The 18,773-nt window shown below is 63.2% G+C and carries 15 protein-coding genes; 9 read left to right on the top strand and 6 right to left on the bottom strand.

The window, feature by feature from the left end; all coding sequences use genetic code 11:
• Window positions 1–3 precede the first annotated feature (3 nt).
• Both M1E17_RS16825 and M1E17_RS16820 read right to left on the bottom strand, forming a co-directional pair.
• A complete protein-coding gene (locus M1E17_RS16825; protein ID WP_457963112.1) occupies window positions 4–195 on the bottom strand; it encodes a Flp family type IVb pilin in 192 nt (63 codons plus the stop codon).
• A 290-nt stretch (window positions 196–485) separates the two neighbouring features.
• Entirely contained in the window at window positions 486–1,070 is a 585-nt protein-coding gene (locus M1E17_RS16820) for a prepilin peptidase (protein ID WP_457963111.1), read from the bottom strand.
• Between the two features lie 379 nt (window positions 1,071–1,449).
• Here M1E17_RS16820 and rplM point away from each other — a divergent pair, with 379 nt between their 5' ends.
• Window positions 1,450–1,893, top strand: a complete 444-nt coding sequence (gene rplM, locus M1E17_RS16815) for a 50S ribosomal protein L13 (RefSeq protein WP_015937805.1) — start codon at window positions 1,450–1,452, stop codon at window positions 1,891–1,893.
• 38 nt (window positions 1,894–1,931) lie between these two features.
• The gene (gene rpsI / locus M1E17_RS16810) at window positions 1,932–2,438 is read left to right on the top strand and encodes a 30S ribosomal protein S9 (protein WP_104136643.1); all 507 of its coding nucleotides are present in this window, start codon (window positions 1,932–1,934) and stop codon (window positions 2,436–2,438) included.
• A gap of 63 nt (window positions 2,439–2,501) precedes the next feature.
• On the opposite strand, the gene M1E17_RS16805 is transcribed toward rpsI, so the two are convergent.
• Window positions 2,502–4,331: an ArnT family glycosyltransferase gene (locus M1E17_RS16805; protein ID WP_457963110.1), complete on the bottom strand. Its 1,830-nt coding sequence runs from the start codon at window positions 4,329–4,331 to the stop codon at window positions 2,502–2,504.
• A 170-nt stretch (window positions 4,332–4,501) separates the two neighbouring features.
• Here M1E17_RS16805 and glmM point away from each other — a divergent pair, with 170 nt between their 5' ends.
• Entirely contained in the window at window positions 4,502–5,863 is a 1,362-nt protein-coding gene (gene glmM, locus M1E17_RS16800) for a phosphoglucosamine mutase (RefSeq protein ID WP_457963109.1), read from the top strand.
• 61 nt (window positions 5,864–5,924) lie between these two features.
• Here glmM and mscL read toward each other — a convergent pair whose 3' ends face one another.
• The 3 genes from mscL to coaA form a co-directional block, all read right to left on the bottom strand.
• On the bottom strand, window positions 5,925–6,317 hold the full coding sequence (gene mscL, locus M1E17_RS16795; protein ID WP_457963108.1) for a large conductance mechanosensitive channel protein MscL: 393 nt from the start codon (window positions 6,315–6,317) through the stop codon (window positions 5,925–5,927).
• An 86-nt stretch (window positions 6,318–6,403) separates the two neighbouring features.
• Window positions 6,404–7,309, bottom strand: coding sequence for a M15 family metallopeptidase (locus M1E17_RS16790; protein ID WP_457963107.1), 906 nt, complete (start codon window positions 7,307–7,309; stop codon window positions 6,404–6,406).
• Between the two features lie 6 nt (window positions 7,310–7,315).
• Window positions 7,316–8,281, bottom strand: coding sequence for a type I pantothenate kinase (gene coaA / locus M1E17_RS16785; RefSeq protein ID WP_267275833.1), 966 nt, complete (start codon window positions 8,279–8,281; stop codon window positions 7,316–7,318).
• A gap of 146 nt (window positions 8,282–8,427) precedes the next feature.
• Here coaA and glmS point away from each other — a divergent pair, with 146 nt between their 5' ends.
• The 6 genes from glmS to treZ all read left to right on the top strand — a co-directional run bounded on the left by glmS (window position 8,428) and on the right by treZ (window position 18,727).
• Window positions 8,428–10,320, top strand: a complete 1,893-nt coding sequence (gene glmS / locus M1E17_RS16780) for a glutamine--fructose-6-phosphate transaminase (isomerizing) (RefSeq protein WP_457963106.1) — start codon at window positions 8,428–8,430, stop codon at window positions 10,318–10,320.
• A 4-nt stretch (window positions 10,321–10,324) separates the two neighbouring features.
• Window positions 10,325–10,672, top strand: coding sequence for a holo-ACP synthase (locus tag M1E17_RS16775; protein ID WP_267275831.1), 348 nt, complete (start codon window positions 10,325–10,327; stop codon window positions 10,670–10,672).
• 34 nt (window positions 10,673–10,706) lie between these two features.
• Window positions 10,707–12,290, top strand: a complete 1,584-nt coding sequence (locus tag M1E17_RS16770) for an NAD(P)H-hydrate epimerase (RefSeq protein ID WP_457963105.1) — start codon at window positions 10,707–10,709, stop codon at window positions 12,288–12,290.
• A gap of 94 nt (window positions 12,291–12,384) precedes the next feature.
• Window positions 12,385–14,640 carry a glycogen debranching protein GlgX gene (gene glgX, locus M1E17_RS16765; RefSeq protein ID WP_457963104.1) on the top strand — a complete coding sequence of 752 codons (2,256 nt, stop codon included), beginning with the start codon at window positions 12,385–12,387 and terminating at the stop codon, window positions 14,638–14,640.
• Window positions 14,637–16,961, top strand: coding sequence for a malto-oligosyltrehalose synthase (gene treY / locus M1E17_RS16760; RefSeq protein ID WP_457963103.1), 2,325 nt, complete (start codon window positions 14,637–14,639; stop codon window positions 16,959–16,961). Before glgX ends, treY begins: the two co-directional genes overlap by 4 nt.
• Window positions 16,958–18,727, top strand: a complete 1,770-nt coding sequence (gene treZ, locus M1E17_RS16755; RefSeq protein ID WP_457963101.1) for a malto-oligosyltrehalose trehalohydrolase — start codon at window positions 16,958–16,960, stop codon at window positions 18,725–18,727. Before treY ends, treZ begins: the two co-directional genes overlap by 4 nt.
• Window positions 18,728–18,773: the final 46 nt, after the last annotated feature.

Here is an 18,773-nt window from a genome sequence, read left to right as displayed (position 1 = left end):
TACTTAGAGCTTGTTGGAAATGGTGGTGAACGCCGTGTTGATCTGGCCGCCCAGAGTAGCGACGATGGCGACAATAACGGCGGCGATCAGGGCCACGAGGAGGCCATACTCGACCGCAGTCGCGCCTTTCTCCGAAGCGAAACGATCCTTTACGCCGGCAACGAATGCGATCATAGAGACCATAAGAGAAGTCATTTTTATTTTCCTTAATTCGATGAAATGGATTGGATACTTCTTTCAACGAATTTCCAGCTGCCCCCATAATTCTTTTAGCGGCTGGACTTCGCTAAGAAGAGATTGTCATTAGGGGTTCTTTGCAACAATGCGTAGTAGTACTCGAATTTCTGGAGCAGGTTTTGGGCGGCTACTCGGAACCACGGCCGGGGTACTCAGAAGGAAGCAAGCCGCAGCGGAGAGTACTACTTGGATGGAGCCAGGGTTAGGGATGGGTTAGAGATCTGGGAGGAGTCTAAACAGGGGTGTTCCTACTGCATAAAAAGTGCGGCACCAACCGCCGCAGCAAGCATGGAGGGGCCGTGTGCCACCTCCGACGCACGTTCGGTGCGGTTCCTTCGCATTACCACCAGGGTGACAAAACCGTTCAGGACAAAGCCCAAGAGGCCTCCATACAGCAGTTGGCTCCAGCCTAGGTACCCTAAGTAGAGGCCAATCGGTCCTGCGAGCTTGACGTCACCCATTCCGACGCCGCCGGGGGAAATAATCGCCAGAATCAGGTAAATCGCGAACAAAATTACGGCGCCGGCCGCTGCTCTGAGGATGCCGGTCCACTGTATTTCGGCAAAAAGGGAGACCAGGAATAGCGACATCCCGCCCACTAGCAGGAATAGAACCAGCGGATTCGGCAGCAGATGCAGCGAAATATCAATTCTGGCCAGCTGTACGCCCAATACGGCAAGAAGGACAAAGGCTGGCAGTATGGGTTCTTCCCCAAACCTCAGCGCAAAGGCGGCGCAGGCAAGGGCGGTAACAGCCGCCGTCGTGATTCTGGTGCGGGTGGCGGGCAGGTCGCCGAGGCGGGGGAGCAGTTGGGCGATCAGCAGCTCGGTCAAGGGTGAAAGAATGAGTCCCAGGAGCGCGAACCCAGCCACAAGCAAGGGATCTGTGGGACTGGCATTGGCCAAAGAAATCACTTGGTCCCCCTGCTTTTGTCAGGCCGGCGGGTTTGCGGTGGAGCATCCGGCTACCCCATTTTGACCCTGACGCCCGGTTCAAGCTAATATTGGTAGTCGTTGTGCGTGTCCTTTCTCGATGATGCGTGCCCGCTTGAGAATCCGGTTGCAGGATGACTACTCAACGAGCACATTCGGGACTTCAGGATGACTGGTTACATGGAGCCCTCACCTCTGTTCCGGTAGCGCATAGATAGTAGGTGCACACGCTTGAGTGACACCTAAACAAGAACGCCAGAATAAGAACGAGGCAAAAACCGTGCGTACGTACACCCCGAAGCCCGGCGATATCAACCGCCAGTGGCACGTCATTGACGCCACAGACGTTGTCCTTGGTCGTCTCGCGAGCCAGACCGCAATCCTGCTGCGCGGCAAGCACAAGGCCACCTTTGCATCCCACATGGACATGGGCGATTTCGTCATCATCATCAATGCTGAAAAGGTTGCCCTGACCGGCGCCAAGCTGGAGCAGAAGCGGGCATACCGCCACTCCGGTTATCCGGGAGGCCTGACCTCCGTCAACTATGCGGAACTGCTGGAATCAAACCCGGTCCGCGCCGTTGAGAAGGCCATCAAGGGCATGCTCCCCAAGAACTCCCTCGCTGCACAGCAACTGGGCAAGCTGAAGGTGTACCGCGGTGCTGAGCACCCGCACGCCGCACAGCAGCCCAAGACTTTCGAAATCACCCAGGTCGCCCAGTAGTCCTGGCCACCAAACAACTTATCTATACAAGGAGAACCGTGGCTCAGAACGAAGAGACCACCGAGGCCGTTGAGGCTGAGGAAACCCTGACCAGCTACACGTCGGAAAGCGGAGCTGCCGAGGCAGCTGCGCCGAAGAAGGAGCGTCCGGCCCTGACAGTTGCCGGCGCAGCTGTTGGCCGCCGCAAGGAAGCCGTTGCCCGTGTCCGCGTTGTGCCGGGCTCCGGCAAGTGGACCATCAACGGCCGTGCGCTGGACAACTACTTCCCGAACAAGCTGCACCAGCAGGACGTCAACGAGCCCTTCAAGATCCTCGATCTTGACGGCGCCTACGACGTCATCGCCCGTATTCACGGTGGCGGGATCTCCGGCCAGGCCGGTGCCCTGCGCCTCGGCATTGCCCGTTCATTGAACGAGATCGACGTCGAGAACAACCGCGCCATCCTGAAGAAGGCCGGATACCTCTCCCGCGACGCCCGCGTCATCGAGCGTAAGAAGGCCGGTCTCAAGAAGGCCCGCAAGGCTCAGCAGTACTCCAAGCGCTAAATCCGCTTGCACGGAAGCCCGTCCCGCTATCGGTGGGGCGGGCTTCCGCCGTTTCCGGCCTGATCAGGAGGTTGGCAGCCGCCTGCTCAGGTCGAAGACCTCCATCTGACCCATTTGCTGGGCGACGAAGTTTGCCCGGACCCACTCGGTCAGTTCGGTGGCAAACTCGGCCTCGGCCTCGATGTCCTGAGAATCGTGCCGCACAACGTAGTACCTGATTTGGCCCGATTCCACATACTCACTGAACTGTCTAATGGTGGGGTACGGTGTGCCGCCGTTGAATCCTCCGACTGGTATTACGGGCAACTGCAGGTTGAGCTGGTACTGGGCAGCGTTCAGGGCGCCCGGAGATGCCGCAGCCCAGCGCGATGCTGGATCATTTCCGTTGCGGAGGAAGGCTAGGACATCAGCGTCTGCGGGGTGGCCGAGGGCTGATCCCCTGATGCTTTGGCTGTTGCCCTCCGGCCAGAGGGATGGATCCGGCGAATCAAGGATGGCATGGCTTCCCAATATGGATGCAGCCGGCGAGACTCCTGTGTGCGGGCTGACTATGGCCGAGGCCGAAAACAACAAGGGTCCTAGGCCGCAGGTTGCCGCAAGGGAGACAACAGTGATGCGTCTGGCCGTTCGTTTCCGGATCCGAAATACAACCAATTCGCATGCCACGAGGCAGAAGGCGAGAACAGCAATAGCGAAAATCGGACCAGAATCGGACGCATTTGTTAAATAGCCAAAAGCAATGATTCCGGATATGAGGACTGCCAGGGCCACAACCAGCCGGTATGGGACCCACCTCTGGGCTGGCTGGAGCAATCCCCAGGTAGCACCGATAAGCATCGCAGTCGGAGGCGCGAGAGCTATCAGGTAATAGGGATGGATGACGCCGCCCATGAAACTGAAAACAGCCCAGTAGCTTAGCAGCCATCCCCCTGAAAGGAGCAGAGTTGCGCGCCTGGGGTCTGTCCGCGGCTGCCGCCGCAACAGGATCAACGTGGCAATAACGAGGATGCCTGCTGCCGGCAACAGCCACGCCCCTTGGCTGCCATATGACGAGTATGTTATGAGCCTGAGAGGCCCGGGAGGCGCGGCTTCCTGCCCGGGCGTCCCGCCCCCTGCGGCTCCGAGGATCCGCCCGAGGCCGTTCTGGCGCAGGAGCACTTCGACAAAGCTGTTGCTGAACGAACCTCCTGCATAGGGTCTCGTTTCCGGAGGTGTCATTTCCGCAATCACCAGCCACCATCCGGCTGTGAGGGCTACGGTGCCCACGCCAGCTAGCAACTGAAGAAATCGCCGCTGGAGCCTGCCTGGGCCGGCGTACAGATAGACTCCCCCCAGAGCTGGAAGCAGCAACAGGGCCTGCGCAGACTTGGTAAGGAATGCTGCCCCGATAACCGCTCCGGTTGCCAGCACCCAGCGCCAGCGTCCATCGTCGGTCGCCCGGATCATGAGATACATCGCCAGGGTCAGCAGGAACGTCAGGAGCGCATCCGGATTGTTGTAACGAAACATCACGGCGGCCGCAGGAGTAAGCAGCAAAACGATTCCGGCTATCATGGCGGAACTGTGCCGGAAGTGGCGGCGGACTGTGAAATACGTAAGAACCACTGTGGCGATACCAAGAAGTGCCTGCGGCACCAGCAGGCTCCACGAACTCAGGCCAAACAGCCGTACGGACAGTGCAGTGACCCACATGCTGGCGGGCAGTTTGTCCACTGTGATGCTGTTGCCGCTGTCCGAGGATCCGAAGAAGAATGCTTTCCAGTCTTCAGCTCCAGCTTGTGCAGCTGCCGCATAGTAGCCATTGCCCCAGCCGTTGGCATTGAGACCCCACAAATACATAACAGCTGCGGCACCGCCCAGTGCCGCAACCCCGATTGCATCTCCTCGTTTCAAGGACCTGCCCCCCTTAGCCGGAACTCAATCAGCCGTCGGGGTAACACCGAAGGCTACTTAGGCGAAGATACAGGAGGGCGTAGCCGGGGACCACAGGGCACCACACGAAAAACCACAATCAAAGGAGCCGGATAAGTGGGGTCCAACCCCCATCCTCTACACTTGACCCGATGTCTAGATTATTTGGAACAGATGGTGTCCGAGGCCTGGCTAACGGCCTGTTGACAGCGGAGCTGGCAATGCGGCTGGCCCAGGCGGCCGCCGTCGTGCTCGGCCATGACCGCAACATCGGCGGCGCGCGCCCCCGTGCGGTTGTTGCGCGGGACCCCCGTGCCAGCGGTGAATTCATAGCCGCCGCCGTCGAAGCAGGGCTCTCAAGCTCAGGGATCGACGTCTATGACGCCGGCGTCCTCCCCACTCCGGCAGCGGCTTACCTCGTGGCAGACCTCGACGCCGATTTCGGCGTGATGATCTCCGCTTCACACAACCCCGCTCCAGACAACGGCATTAAGTTCTTCGCCCGTGGCGGCCAGAAGCTCCCTGACGACGTGGAAGACGCCATCGAGGAGCAGATGGCTAAGGAGCCGGTCCGGCCTGTGGGAGGCGATGTAGGCCGCATCCAGCGCTTCTCAGACGCGGAAGACCGCTACGTCCTCCACCTGCTGAGCACCCTCCCGCATCGCCTGGAGGGGCTGAAGGTGGTTCTGGATTGCGCTCACGGTGCAGCCAGCGGATGTTCTCCCCAGGTCTTCACCGATGCCGGCGCCCAGGTGGTAGTCATTGGGGCGGATCCTGATGGACACAACATCAACGACGGCGTGGGGTCCACCCACTTAGGACCTCTTAAGGCTGCCGTTGTGGAGCACGGTGCAGACCTTGGCATCGCCCATGACGGGGATGCGGACCGCTGCCTCGCTGTGGACCACGAAGGCAATGAGGTGGACGGCGACCAGATCATGGCCATCCTCGCCGTGGCCTTGAAAGCCTCGGGGAAGCTCACCGACGACGTCCTGGTAGCCACAGTGATGAGCAACCTCGGCCTGAAAATCGCCCTTCGTGCGGCAGGCATCAGCATCCGCGAAACTGCGGTGGGGGACCGCTACGTTTTGGAGGAGATGCGCAGCGGTGGCTTCAACCTTGGCGGCGAACAGTCCGGTCACGTAATTTTTGCCGACCATGCCACTACCGGCGACGGGGTCCTCACCGGCCTTCAGTTGGCGGCGCAGATCGCCCTGACAGGCCGTCCGCTCAAGCAGTTGGCCACCGTCATGACCAAGCTCCCGCAGGTGCTGATCAACGTCCGGGGAGTGGACCGAACCCGGGTGCACACCACTGAAGCGCTGGCGCAGGCCGTGGCCGCCGCTGAAGCCGAACTGGGGGAGACGGGGCGGGTCCTGCTGCGCCCATCGGGCACTGAGCCGGTTGTACGCGTCATGGTGGAGGCCGGTGACGAATCGACTGCCGAAGCCATCGCCGAACGCCTTGCGGAGATCGTCCGGACGGAGCTCGCGCTGGAGCTTGTCACCGACTAACCAGGTATCAAGAAAAATGGCCCGCCTCCATCAGGAAGCGGGCCATTCCTTGTATTCGGTTTTAGGAAGAGGGAGTGCGCTGCAGGGCATCCCGGATTTCGGTGAGCAGGGCGATCTGCGGGTCTTCCGCCGCTTCTTCCTTGACGTCCTTGTTGATCCCCAGCTTGCGGTTACGCAGCTCGATCATGTGGTTCATCGGCAGCACCACCACGAAGTAGATGGACGCTGCCACCAGCAGGAAGGAAATGATGGAGGAGATGACGGACCCGTACATGAATCCCTCCCACTGCATTTCCTCCATGCCCTTGGCGCTGAAAAGGCGACCAATCAGGGGGGTGAGCAGCCCCTCGACAATAGAGGTGACAACGGCACTGAATGCGGCGCCCATCACAACAGCTACGGCAAGGTCAACGACGTTGCCCTTCATAATGAAATTCTTGAATCCAGTCAGCATGCCCACCACGTTAGCCCACCCGTGTAAGGGTCAGATGACGGGGCTGTGAATTCCTGGATAGCCAAGGGCGGTCAGCCCCGACAGCCCTAGGGATACCCCGGCGCCGCTTCCAGGCCGAAATACTCTTCTACTGTGCTGATGCCCCTGTTCGCCATATCAGTGGCAGCCTCCACACCGATGTACCGCAGGTGCCAGGGCTCGTAGTAATAGCCGGTGATCGGGTGGAACATCCAGGGGTACCGGACCACAAAACCGAAGCGGTAACCGTTCGCCTTGGCCCACACCGCGGCCGGCTGATCGGCAAAGCAGGGCTGGAAGCCGCACACGCCGCCGCCGTCGCCGATGTCAAAGGACCACCCGGTCTGGTGCTCCGAGTAGCCCGGCCGGGCGCTCGCGGTGTCCGCATCCGCCTGGCCCCGGGACGCCACGTAGCCGTTGTAGGTGGCCACCTGCGTGCCGTAGGAGCGGTAACCGCTCGCTAGCGTCAAGACCACCCCTTCCCTCGCTGCCGCGGCGAACATCGCCTCCGCGGCGGCCGCCGTCGTGCTGTTCAGCAAAGCAGCTTCACCGGTTACTGCCAGGGCGACATTGGGCTGCACCAGGTCCGCCGGAACGTAGTCGGGCGGACTCAGTGGGCGGTGCTTGTTCACCACCAGCCAGGGACTGGCCGGATCGGTCAGCGAAAACTGGCGGGGCAGGGCGGCAGCCGGCGACGGCGGTACGGGAGCCTGCGTCGGGACCGGCTCAACCGGCGTCGGACTTTCCACCGTTGCAAGAGCTACGGGGGAGGGGGACGAGGGGGAGGGAGGCGGGGCTGATGCCAAAGAAGCGGACGACGACGGCGTGACCGGCCCAACGGGATCCGGCGTGCAGGCTGCCAGGACAGTCAGCCCTGCTCCGGCGGCGAGAAAGCGCGTAAAGCTGCGCCGGCTGCTGACAGCCGGCGTGTGGGGCCCGCTAGTTCCGTTGTCCGAAACGCAGTCGTGGCACATGCTGTTCTAGACCTTCCGCAGCAGCATGCGGCGGATGGAGTGGTCGGCATCCTTGGACAGCACCAGCTGGGCGCGTCCACGGGTGGGCAGCACGTTCTCCTCCAGGTTGGGCTCGTTGATGCGCTTCCAAATGTCGCGGGCGGTGGTCTCCGCCTCCTCATCCGACAAGGTGGCGTAGCGGTGGAAATAGGACTCGGGCTGCGCAAACGCGGTGCTGCGGAGCTTGCGGAAGCGGTCCACGTACCACTCCTCAATGTAGGACGTCGGGGCATCCACGTAGATGGAGAAGTCGAAGAAGTCGCTCAGCGCCAAACCCTGTTTGCCGTCATGGCGCGGACGCGCAGGAGCCAGCACGTTCAGGCCTTCCACGATCAGGACATCAGGGCGTCGGACCACCACTTCCTTGCCGGGAACGATGTCGTAGGTGACGTGGGAGTACCATGGCGCCCGCACTTCTTCGGCCCCACTCTTGATCTCGCTCACAAACCGCAGCAGCGCCCGGCGGTCATAGGACTCCGGGAACCCTTTGCGTTCCAGCAGCTGGCGCCGCTTAAGCTCAGCCAGCGGATAAAGGAAACCGTCAGTTGTGATCAGTTCCACGTTGGGCGTGCCGGGCCAGCGGCGCAGCATCTCCCGGAGAACGCGGGCAATGGTGGACTTTCCCACCGCCACGGATCCGGCCACACCGATCACAAAGGGTGTGCGCTGCGTCTTTTCGCCCAGGAAGGTAGTGGTGGCGGAATGAAGCTGATGGGAGGCCTCGACATAAAGATGGAGGAGCCTGGAGAGCGGCAGATAGACCTCACGGATCTCGGTCATGTCCAGGGGATCGCCGAGGCCGCGCAGACGGACAATGTCCTCTTCGTTAAGAGGCTGTTCCATCTGGGCTGCGAGCCGGGACCACGTCTGCCGGTCCAGCTCGACGAACGGGGAGACACCCTCGCCGTTCGCTTCATTGCGTTGCAAAGTCACTTTAGAGATTCTGCCCTTCACACGGCTGAGAGCGAAATGCGGGACGCCGCCGGTCGCTGCGCTGGCGGCGTTTTTGGCGGCCGTGCGCGTCCTGAAGCTGTGAGTTCAGTTTAGAACTCAACCCGGCTCCGGATAGGCTTGACCCTATGTGTGGAATCGTGGGATATGTAGGCTCTTCAAACGGCCGCGGGAATGCCGGTCACAATGCGCTGGATGTGGTCCTTGAAGGACTGCGCCGCCTCGAGTACCGGGGCTATGACTCGGCCGGCGTCGCCGTGGTGTCCATGGGCGCCATCGAAGCCCGGAAGAAGTCGGGCAAACTGAGCAACCTGCTCACCGAACTGGACGAGCGCCCGCTGCCGGAGACGCTGACCGGTATCGGCCACACCCGCTGGGCCACCCACGGAGGCCCGACGGACCGCAACGCCCACCCGCACCTGGCTGACGACGGCAAGCTGGCCGTCATCCACAACGGCATCATCGAAAACTTCGCCGAGCTCAAGCTCGAGCTGCTGGAAAAGGGCATTACGTTCCTGTCCGAAACCGACACCGAGGTGGCCGCGGCGTTGCTGGCCGACATCTTTCGCAACAAGCTCGGCGGGGACGTAACTGACGGCGCCCTGACCCGGGCCATGGAGCTGGCCTGCCAGCGCCTGGAGGGTGCGTTTACGCTGCTCGCGGTCCACGCTGACCAGCCCGACGTCGTCGTGGCCGCCCGCCGCAACTCACCCTTGGTGGTTGGCCTGGGCGAGGGCGAGAACTTCCTGGGCTCGGACGTTTCCGGGTTCATTGACTACACCCGCCGTGCGGTGGAGCTGGGCCAGGACCAGATTGTCACCATCACCGCGGACACTGTGGACATCACCGATTTCTTCGGCAACCCCGCCGCGGGTAAGGAATACCACGTGGACTGGGACCCGGCCTCGGCTGAAAAGGGCGGCTTCAGTTCGTTCATGGAGAAAGAAATCCATGACCAGCCCGACGCCGTGGCGCAGACCCTGCTGGGCCGGTCGGACCTGGACGGGAAGCTGACCCTGGATGAGATCCGGATCGATCCTGAACTCCTGAAGCAGGTCAACAAGATCATTGTGCTTGCCTGCGGCACCGCCGCCTATGCGGGCACGGTGGCAAAGTACGCGATCGAAAACTGGTGCCGGATCCCCACGGAAGTGGAGCTGGCGCACGAGTTCCGCTACCGCGACCCGATCCTGGACGCCAACACCCTGGTGGTCTCGATCAGCCAGTCCGGCGAAACCATGGACACCCTGATGGCCGTACGGTACGCCCGCGAGCAGGGCGCCAAGACCATCTCCATCTGCAACACCAACGGCTCCACCATCCCGCGCGAATCCGATGCCGTGCTGTACACCCACGCCGGCCCGGAAATCGCGGTGGCCTCCACCAAGGCTTTCCTGGCACAGATCACCGCGGCGTACCTGCTGGGAATGTACCTGGCACAGCTTCGCGGCAACATCTTCTCCGGCCAGATCAAGGATGTCCTGGCGGACCTGAACAAGATTCCGGCCAAGATCCAGACCATCCTGGACAATGCCGGCCCGTTGCGTGAGCTGGCCCGAAGCATGGCCGACGAAACATCGGTGCTGTTCCTGGGCCGGCACGTTGGCTACCCGGTGGCGCTTGAGGGTGCCCTGAAGCTCAAGGAAATCGCCTACATCCACGCCGAGGGCTTCGCCGCCGGCGAGCTCAAGCACGGCCCCATCGCCCTGATCGATGAAGGCAAGCCGGTTTTCGTGATTGTTCCGTCCCCGCGCGGCCGCGAATCGCTGCATGCCAAGGTGATCAGCAACATCCAGGAAATCCGTGCCCGCGGCGCCCGCACGCTGGTGATCGCCGAGGAAGGCGACGAAGCCGTGAAGGCCTACGCTGAGCACGTCTTCTACGTCCCGGAAACGCCCACGCTGCTGATGCCACTGCTGACCACCGTCCCGCTGCAGATCTTCGCCGCCGAATTGGCCGCCGCGAAGGGCTACGACGTGGACCAGCCTCGCAACCTGGCCAAGAGCGTGACCGTAGAATAGCCCAATGATTGTTGGCATTGGCGTAGACGTTGTAGATATCGAGCGGTTTGGCCGCCAGCTTGAGCGGACCCCGGGGCTCCGGGACAGGCTGTTTGTACCCGCCGAGCGGGAGCTGAACACCCGGTCCCTGGCCGCGCGGTTTGCTGCCAAGGAAGCGGTGGCCAAGGTTTTGGGCGCGCCTGCCGGCATGAACTGGCAGGACTGCTGGATCGGCCTTGACCACAACGGGCCCACTGTCCAGGTCAAGGGCACCGTCCTGGCCGTAGCCGAGGCCAAGGGCGTCAAGCGCTGGCACCTGTCCATGAGCCACGACGGCGGAGTTGCTACTGCCACGGTTCTGGCCGAGGGCTGAGTCCGCGCACTGATCCTGCCGCGGACCTGACATCATGATCAGCGCCTACACCGGAACCCAGATCAGGACGGCCGAAGAGCCCCTCCTCGCTGCCGGCATGGGCGCTGTCCTGATGCAGCGGGCTTCCCACGGGCTTGCCAACGCGGTGGTCCGTGAGTTGCAGGGCAGGCGGCGGAGGTTGTACGGCTGCCATGTCGCCGTGCTGGCCGGCAAGGGCAACAACGGCGGAGACGGCCTTTTTGCGGCCGCCTTCCTAGCCGCGCGTGGAATGCGTACGACGGCGGTGCTCGCCTCAGCAACAGCACACCCTGAGGCGCTTGCTGCCTTTCAACGCGCGGGCGGCAGGGTGCACCTGCTTGCTGACTCCAGCGTTGGCCGGTTGGCCGAGGAGGTGGCGCGTGCCGACGTCGTGATTGATGCCGTGCTGGGAACTGGCGCTAAAGGCGGCCTGCGCGGACCCGCAGCGGCCCTGGTGGAGGCTCTTCTGGCGGAAGGACTGCCGGGCAGAACCGAACAGCTGGTGGTTGCCTGTGATGTTCCCAGCGGAGTGGATGCGGACACCGGGGAAGTCCACGCACCCGTCCTGCCTGCTGATGTGACGGTGACCTTCGGCGGCGCCAAGGCCGGACTGCTGGCCGACCCCGGAGCGGGCCACTCAGGCCGCGTGCAAGTGGTGCAGATCGGCATAGAGGAGAACCTGCCATGGCCTGCCCTGCGCAGGTTCGATGCCACGGACCTCTCCCGTTTGCTGCCGCAGCCGGGGAGGCGATCGCACAAGTATTCCCGGGGTGTGCTGGGTGTGGTGGCAGGATCGGCTGACTATCCCGGGGCGGCGGTGCTCGCGTGCCGCGGAGCCCTGGCCGCAGGAGTGGGCATGGTCCGCTACCTGGGCCCGCCCGAGGTGGCTGACCTCGTCCGGCAGTCCTGCCCCGAGGTAGTGTGTGGCACCGGATCGGTGGCCGAGACCCACGTCCAGGCCTGGCTGGTGGGCTCAGGAATGGGCCCCGGCGACGCCGAACAGCTTCAGCGCGCCCGCGATGCAGTGGACTCGGGATTGCCCACGATTGCGGACGCCGGCGCGCTTCCGGTCCTGCCTGACGTGATGGCTCCCCAGGTGGTGCTGACCCCGCATGCGGGTGAACTGGCGGCACTGCTGCACCGGCTGCATGACCATACTGAAGGCTCCGCGGCTCCCTTTCCCGACCGGGCCGCCGTCGAATCCCGCACCTTGGATGCGGTCCGCCACGCCGCGGTGCTAACCGAGGCCACAGTCCTCCTCAAAGGCGCGGCGACACTGGTTGCGTCCCCCTTCCAGGACGCCTACAGCCAGGCAGAAGGTACGCCTTGGCTCGCCACCGCCGGCAGCGGCGATGTCCTGGCCGGAGTCATTGGCGCGCTGCTCGCCCAGGCGGGTTCCGACGTCGGGCGCTTCAGTGATGCGGGCATCGATCCGGAGGAACGGTGGGCGGCCATTGCCGCCCTCGCCGCCAGCCTCCATGGACTCGCGGGAGCGGCCGCATCTGCCGGCGGACCGCTGACTGCAGGCCGGATTGCGGACGCCCTGCCGGAGGTTTGGGGTAAAGTAAGTAGGCTTAGCAATTCGGTGGTGAAATCGTAAGAGTCACACCCACCCGCTACGGTAGGCAATAGGTTCTATACCGGCAGGGGGTGGCTTTGCACGCCCTGCCGCCGAACGACGACGAGGAGTACGCATGGAAATCTGGCCCGGATCGGCTTATCCGCTTGGCGCCACTTTTGACGGAACGGGCACCAACTTCGCCCTGTTCAGCGAACGCGCCGAAAAGGTGGAACTGTGCCTCTTTGACGACGACGGAGTGGAGACGCGCTACGAGCTGGATGAAGTGGACGGCTACGTGTGGCACTGCTACATCCCGCAGGTCCAGCCCGGCCAGAAGTACGGCTACCGCGTCCACGGCCCGTACGACCCCTCCTCTGGCAACAGGTTCAACCCCAACAAACTCCTCCTGGATCCCTACGCCAAGGCAGTTCATGGACAGGTTGACTGGGATCCGTCACTCTTCTCCTACAACCTTGGCGAACCGGACTCCATCAACAATGAGGACTCCGCCCCGCATATGATGCTGGGCGTGGTCATCAACCCGTTCTTCGACTGGGACGGCGACCACAACCTGCGGGTTCCGTACCACAAGTCCGTCATCTACGAGGCCCACGTCAAGGGCCTGACGCAGCTGCACCCCGAAATTCCGGAGGAGCAGCGCGGAACCTACGCCGGGGTGGCGCACCCCTCCGTCATTTCGCACCTGCAGAAGCTGGGCATTACCGCCATCGAACTGATGCCGGTGCACCAGTTCGTCAATGACGGAACACTTCAGGACAAAGGCCTGAACAACTATTGGGGCTACAACACCATCGGCTTTTTCGCGCCGCAGAACACCTACAGCTCCACCGGTGACACCGGCCAGCAGGTCCAGGACTTCAAAGCCATGGTCCGTTCGCTGCACCGCGCCGGCATCGAGGTCATCCTGGACGTGGTGTACAACCACACGGCCGAAGGGAACCACCTCGGCCCCACTCTCTCTTTCAAGGGCATCGACAACGCGGCCTACTATCGGCTGATGGAGGGGGACCGTAAGCACTACATGGACTACACGGGCACCGGCAACTCTCTCAACGTCCGCCAGCCGCACTCACTCCAGCTCCTGATGGACTCGCTGCGCTACTGGGTCACGGAAATGCATGTGGACGGCTTCCGCTTCGACCTCGCCTCCACGCTGGCCCGGGAATTCTACGACGTCGACAAACTGTCCACGTTCTTTGAACTTATCCAGCAGGATCCGGTGGTTTCCCAGGTCAAGCTCATTGCCGAGCCCTGGGATGTTGGCCCCGGCGGCTACCAGGTGGGCAACTTCCCGCCGCAGTGGACCGAATGGAACGGCAAGTACCGCGATACGGTCCGGGACTTCTGGCGCGGGGAACCTGCCACGCTGGGCGAATTCGCTTCCCGCATTACGGGATCCGCGGATCTGTATGAACACTCCGGGCGCCGTCCCGTGGCATCCATCAACTTTGTCACCGCCCATGACGGCTTCACGCTGGCAGACCTCGTCTCTTACAACGAGAAGCACAATGAGGCGAACGGCGAGGGCAACAACGACGGCGAATCCCACAACCGGTCGTGGAACTGCGGAGTGGAAGGACCCACTGACGATCCCGCAGTCCTTGGCCTGCGCGCCCGCCAGCAGAGGAACTTCATCGCGTCCCTGCTGCTCTCCCAGGGTGTGCCCATGCTGCTGCACGGCGACGAGCTTGGCCGCACCCAGCAGGGCAACAACAACGGCTACTGCCAGGACTCGGAGCTGACCTGGGTCAACTGGGACAACATCGACCAGCCGCTTGTTGAATTCACGGCCGCCGTCAACGCCCTCCGCGCGAAGCACCCCACCTTCCGCCGGAGCCGCTTCTTCGACGGCCGCCCTGTCCTGAGAGGCGAAGGCGAGCGGCTGCCGGACATCGTCTGGCTGGACCTCGACGGCGAAACCATGAAACCGGAGGACTGGCATAGCGGTTTTGGACGCTCGGTGGGCGTCTTCCTGAATGGCAACGGAATCCAGGGCAAGGACACCCGCGGCCGCAGGATTACCGATGTCAACTTCCTGTTGTACTTCAACGCCCACGACGACATGGTCAAGTTCACGCTCCCGGCTGACGAGTACGCGCCGGCCTGGGACATCATCATTGACACTGCCGGGCACCACGCTGACACCGATCCCGTGAACGCCGGCCAGTCGCTGCGCGTGGACGCAAAATCCCTCGTTGTCCTCCGCGCCCACAGCGTGCCGGAAACCGAGCCGGACCACTCGGTGGCCGCATCGCTCGCGGCGTTGACGCAGACATCCACCAGTGAGACCGAGGCTTTCAGCACACCCATGGTGGCTGAGCCGGCGAAGACCACGAAAGTGGGTCCACGAAGGGAATCGGCAAAATGAGGGTACCGGCTTCGACGTACCGGCTGCAGATCCGCCGCAGCTTCACGCTCTTTGACGCTGCGGACAGGGTGCCGTACCTGAAATCACTCGGGGCTGACTGGCTTTACCTGTCTCCCATCCTGACGGCCGAGCAGGGGTCCGACCACGGCTACGACGTCACCGACCCGTCCGCGGTGGACCCGGAGCGCGGCGGGCCGGAGGGCCTCGCCGCACTCTCAAAAGCCGCACGCGAGCACGGCATGGGCGTCCTCGTGGACATCGTCCCCAACCATGTGGGGGTGGCGTCCCCGCCGCAGAACCCCTGGTGGTGGTCGCTGCTGAAGGAAGGCCGCGGCTCCCGCTACGCAGAGGCGTTCGACGTCGATTGGGACTTCGGCGGCGGGAAGATCCGGCTTCCCGTGCTGGGCTCGGATGACGACCTGGACAAGCTCGAGGTCAAGGACGGCGAGCTGCGTTACTACGACCACCGCTTTCCGCTCGCCGAAGGAACCTACGCCGAAGGGGATTCGCCGGCCGTAGTGCACGCCCGGCAGCATTACCAGTTGATGGACTGGCGTCGCGCGAATGCCGAACTCAACTACCGGCGCTTCTTCGCGGTCACCACTCTTGCCGGGATACGCGTAGAAGTCCCGCAGGTCTTCGATGAAGCGCATGCCGAGGTTGCCCGCTGGTTCCGCGAGGGGCTGGTGGACGGACTCCGCGTGGACCATCCGGACGGCCTGGCGGATCCCGCCGGCTACCTGCGCTGGCTCAAGGACCTCACCGGCGGCGCCTACATCCTCGTGGAAAAGATCCTCGAGCCCGGTGAAGTCCTTCCTGGCGACTTTGCGTGTGAAGGAACCACGGGCTATGACGCCCTGGCAGACGTGGACCGCATCCTGATCGACCCGGGCGGCCAGCCGGCACTTGACGCCCTGGATGCCAGCCTCCGCGGCAGCGACCGCCCAGCCGACTACGCCACCATGATCCACGGCACCAAACGGATGATTGCCGACGGCATCCTGCGCGCCGAAGTGCTCCGGCTGGCTCGGCTGGTTCCGCCGTCGTACGGGCTGGCGGAAGACCAGGCAGCTGACGCCCTTGCGGAAATCATCGCCGCGTTCCCCGTCTACCGGACCTACCTGCCTACTGGCGCCGAAGTGCTCAAGGAAGCCTGCGAGCTGGCGGCTGCACGCCGGCCGGATCTGGAGGTCGCAGTCGGAACACTGCTGCCCCTCCTCCTGGACCCCAGCCTGCCCATAGCCGTGCGCTTTCAGCAGACCTCCGGCATGGTGATGGCGAAGGGCGTGGAGGACACAGCGTTCTACCGCTATACGCGGCTGGGCACCCTGACTGAGGTAGGGGCGGAGCCCACTGAGTTTTCCGTAACTCCGGCCGAATTCCATCAGCGGATGCGCCGGCGTGCCGAACAGTTGCCGGAATCCATGACCACACTGTCCACCCACGACACCAAACGGAGTGAGGACGCCCGGGCCCGGATCTCGGTAATCGCCGAGGTGCCTGACGAGTGGACGGCGGCCGTCAAAACGCTTCAGGAACTCGCGCCGGTTTCCGACGCCCCTTTTGCCAACCTTCTGTGGCAGGCGGTGATCGGCGCCTGGCCCGCCAGCAGGGAACGGTTACAGTCCTATGCGCAAAAGGCTGCCCGGGAGGCCGGTAACTCCACTACCTGGACGGACCCGGACGAGCACTTCGAATCAACCGTCAGCGCGGCTGTGGACGCCGCCTTTGACGATCCACGCGTAGCCGCAGTGATTGAGGGGTTCGTGGCAAACACGGATTCCTTTGCCGCCTCCAACTCGCTGTCCGCCAAACTGATCCAGCTGACCATGCCCGGTGTTCCTGACGTTTACCAAGGCACGGAGTTCTGGGACCGGTCACTGACCGACCCCGACAACCGGCGCACCGTCGACTTCGAAAAGCGTGAAGGTGCCCTTGCCCAGCTCGACAACGGCGTGCTTCCGGAAAGCTTCCGGTCGGAAACCAGCAAACTCCTTGTCACTTCCCGGGCGCTGCGCCTGCGTCGTGACCGGCCTGAGCTGTTCCAGGGCTATCGTTCCGTGCCGGCCTCCGGGGCAGCGGCAGAACACTTGGTGGCGTTCGAGCGAGGTGCAGGGACAGGCGCCGTTACCCTGGCCACACGGCTTCCCTTAGGACTGAAACAGGCCGGCGGGTGGCGGGATACCGCCGTCGAACTCGGCGCAGCCATGCACGATGAGCTGACGGGCAAGAGGTTTGGCCCCGGATCCATTCCGGTGGCGGACATCCTCCAAACCTACCCCGTGGCGTTGCTTGTACCCGTGAAGGGAGCCGAATCATGAGTATTGTTCACAATGGCCCCGGCCGGTTTGACCTCTGGGCGCCCAGAGCGGACTCAGTCACCCTGCTGGCCGGCGGGCAGCACTATCCGATGGCGAGGGTGGAGCGTGGTCCCGGAGCTGACGGCTGGTGGGCGGCCGAGTCCGCTCCCGTGGAGGGGGATGTTGACTACGGCTACCTGCTGGATGACGATCCTAAGCCGTTGCCGGACCCGCGCTCACGCCGCCTGCCGGACGGTGTCCATGCGTTGGCCCGGACCTATTCACCCGCTGCACACGTGTGGCAGGATGCCGGCTGGCAGGGCAAGGAGCTGCGCGGAGCCGTCATCTACGAGCTACATGTAGGTACTTTCACCCCGGAAGGCACCCTGGACGCCGCCGCCGAAAGGCTCAGCTACCTGGCAGAGCTGGGCGTCGATTTTGTTGAACTTCTGCCTGTCAACGGTTTCAACGGAACGCACAACTGGGGCTACGACGGCGTTCAGTGGTTTGCAGTCCACGAAGGCTACGGCGGTCCGGCTGCCTACCAGAGGTTTGTCGACGCCACCCACGCGGCCGGTATGGGCGTTATCCAGGACGTTGTTTATAACCACCTCGGGCCCAGCGGCAACTACTTGTCCAGATTTGGCCCGTACCTCAAACAGGGTGATGCCAACACCTGGGGCGACTCCGTTAACCTGGACGGCCCCGGCTCTGACGTGGTCCGTGAATACATCCTGGACAACGCGGCGCTTTGGCTGCGGGATTACCACGTGGATGGACTGCGCCTGGATGCTGTCCATGCCCTGCGGGACGAGCGCGCTGTGCACCTCCTCGAGGAACTCGGCGCCCTGGGGGATGCCATCTCAGCGGAAACAGGCCTGGCCAAGACATTGATCGCTGAATCGGACCTGAACAATCCGCGCCTGATCTACCCGCGCAACGTCAACGGCTACGGCTTGGCAGGACAGTGGAGCGATGACTTCCACCATGCCGTCCACGTTAATGTCAGTGGCGAAACCACCGGGTACTACGGCGATTTCACGTCCCTGGGGGTCCTCGCCAAGGTCCTCAAGGACGGGTTCCTGCACGATGGCAGCTACTCCAGTTTCCGCGGGCGCCACCACGGACGGCCCATCAACACCGCACTTGTTCACCCCGAAGCGCTGGTGGTCTGCAACCAGAACCACGACCAAATTGGCAACAGGGCCACAGGGGACAGGCTTTCCCAGTCGCTGCACTACGGCCAGTTGGCTGTCGCCGCGGTGCTGACCCTGACCTCGCCCTTTACTCCAATGCTGTTTATGGGCGAGGAATTCGGCGCCTCCACACCGTGGCAGTTCTTCACCTCGCACCCTGAACCGGAGCTCGGCAAGGCGACGGCGGAAGGCAGGATCCGTGAGTTCGAACGGATGGGGTGGGACCCCGCCGTCGTGCCCGATCCGCAGGATCCGGAAACCTTCCGGCGCTCAAAGCTGAACTGGGAGGAAGTTTCCCAGGGCCGGCACGCTCAGCTTTTGGAGCTCTACCGCTCCCTCACTGCCTTACGCCGGGGGCACCCGGAGCTGGCAGGGCTGGGGTTCACCGACACCGAGGTGCGGTTCAATGACGACGACGGCTGGCTGCGTTTTCGGCGCGGGGCCCTGGAGGTGCTGCTGAACTTCTCCGAGGAGGAGATCCGGCTGGAGGATGCATCGGGATTGATGCTCCTCTCGACGGACGACGCCACGAAACTGGAGGGCGGGGCCCTGACACTGCCTGCGTGGAGTGCCGCCATCCTGAAGGGCTAGTGCCTTGCCGCGGGCTGTCTTATCAGCCCGCGGCGTAACACTTCGC

This window comes from Arthrobacter sp. D1-29 (assembly GCF_054130585.1).
The sequence above is the reverse complement of the archived record's forward strand: the minus strand, read 5'-3'. Positions and strand labels throughout refer to the sequence as shown.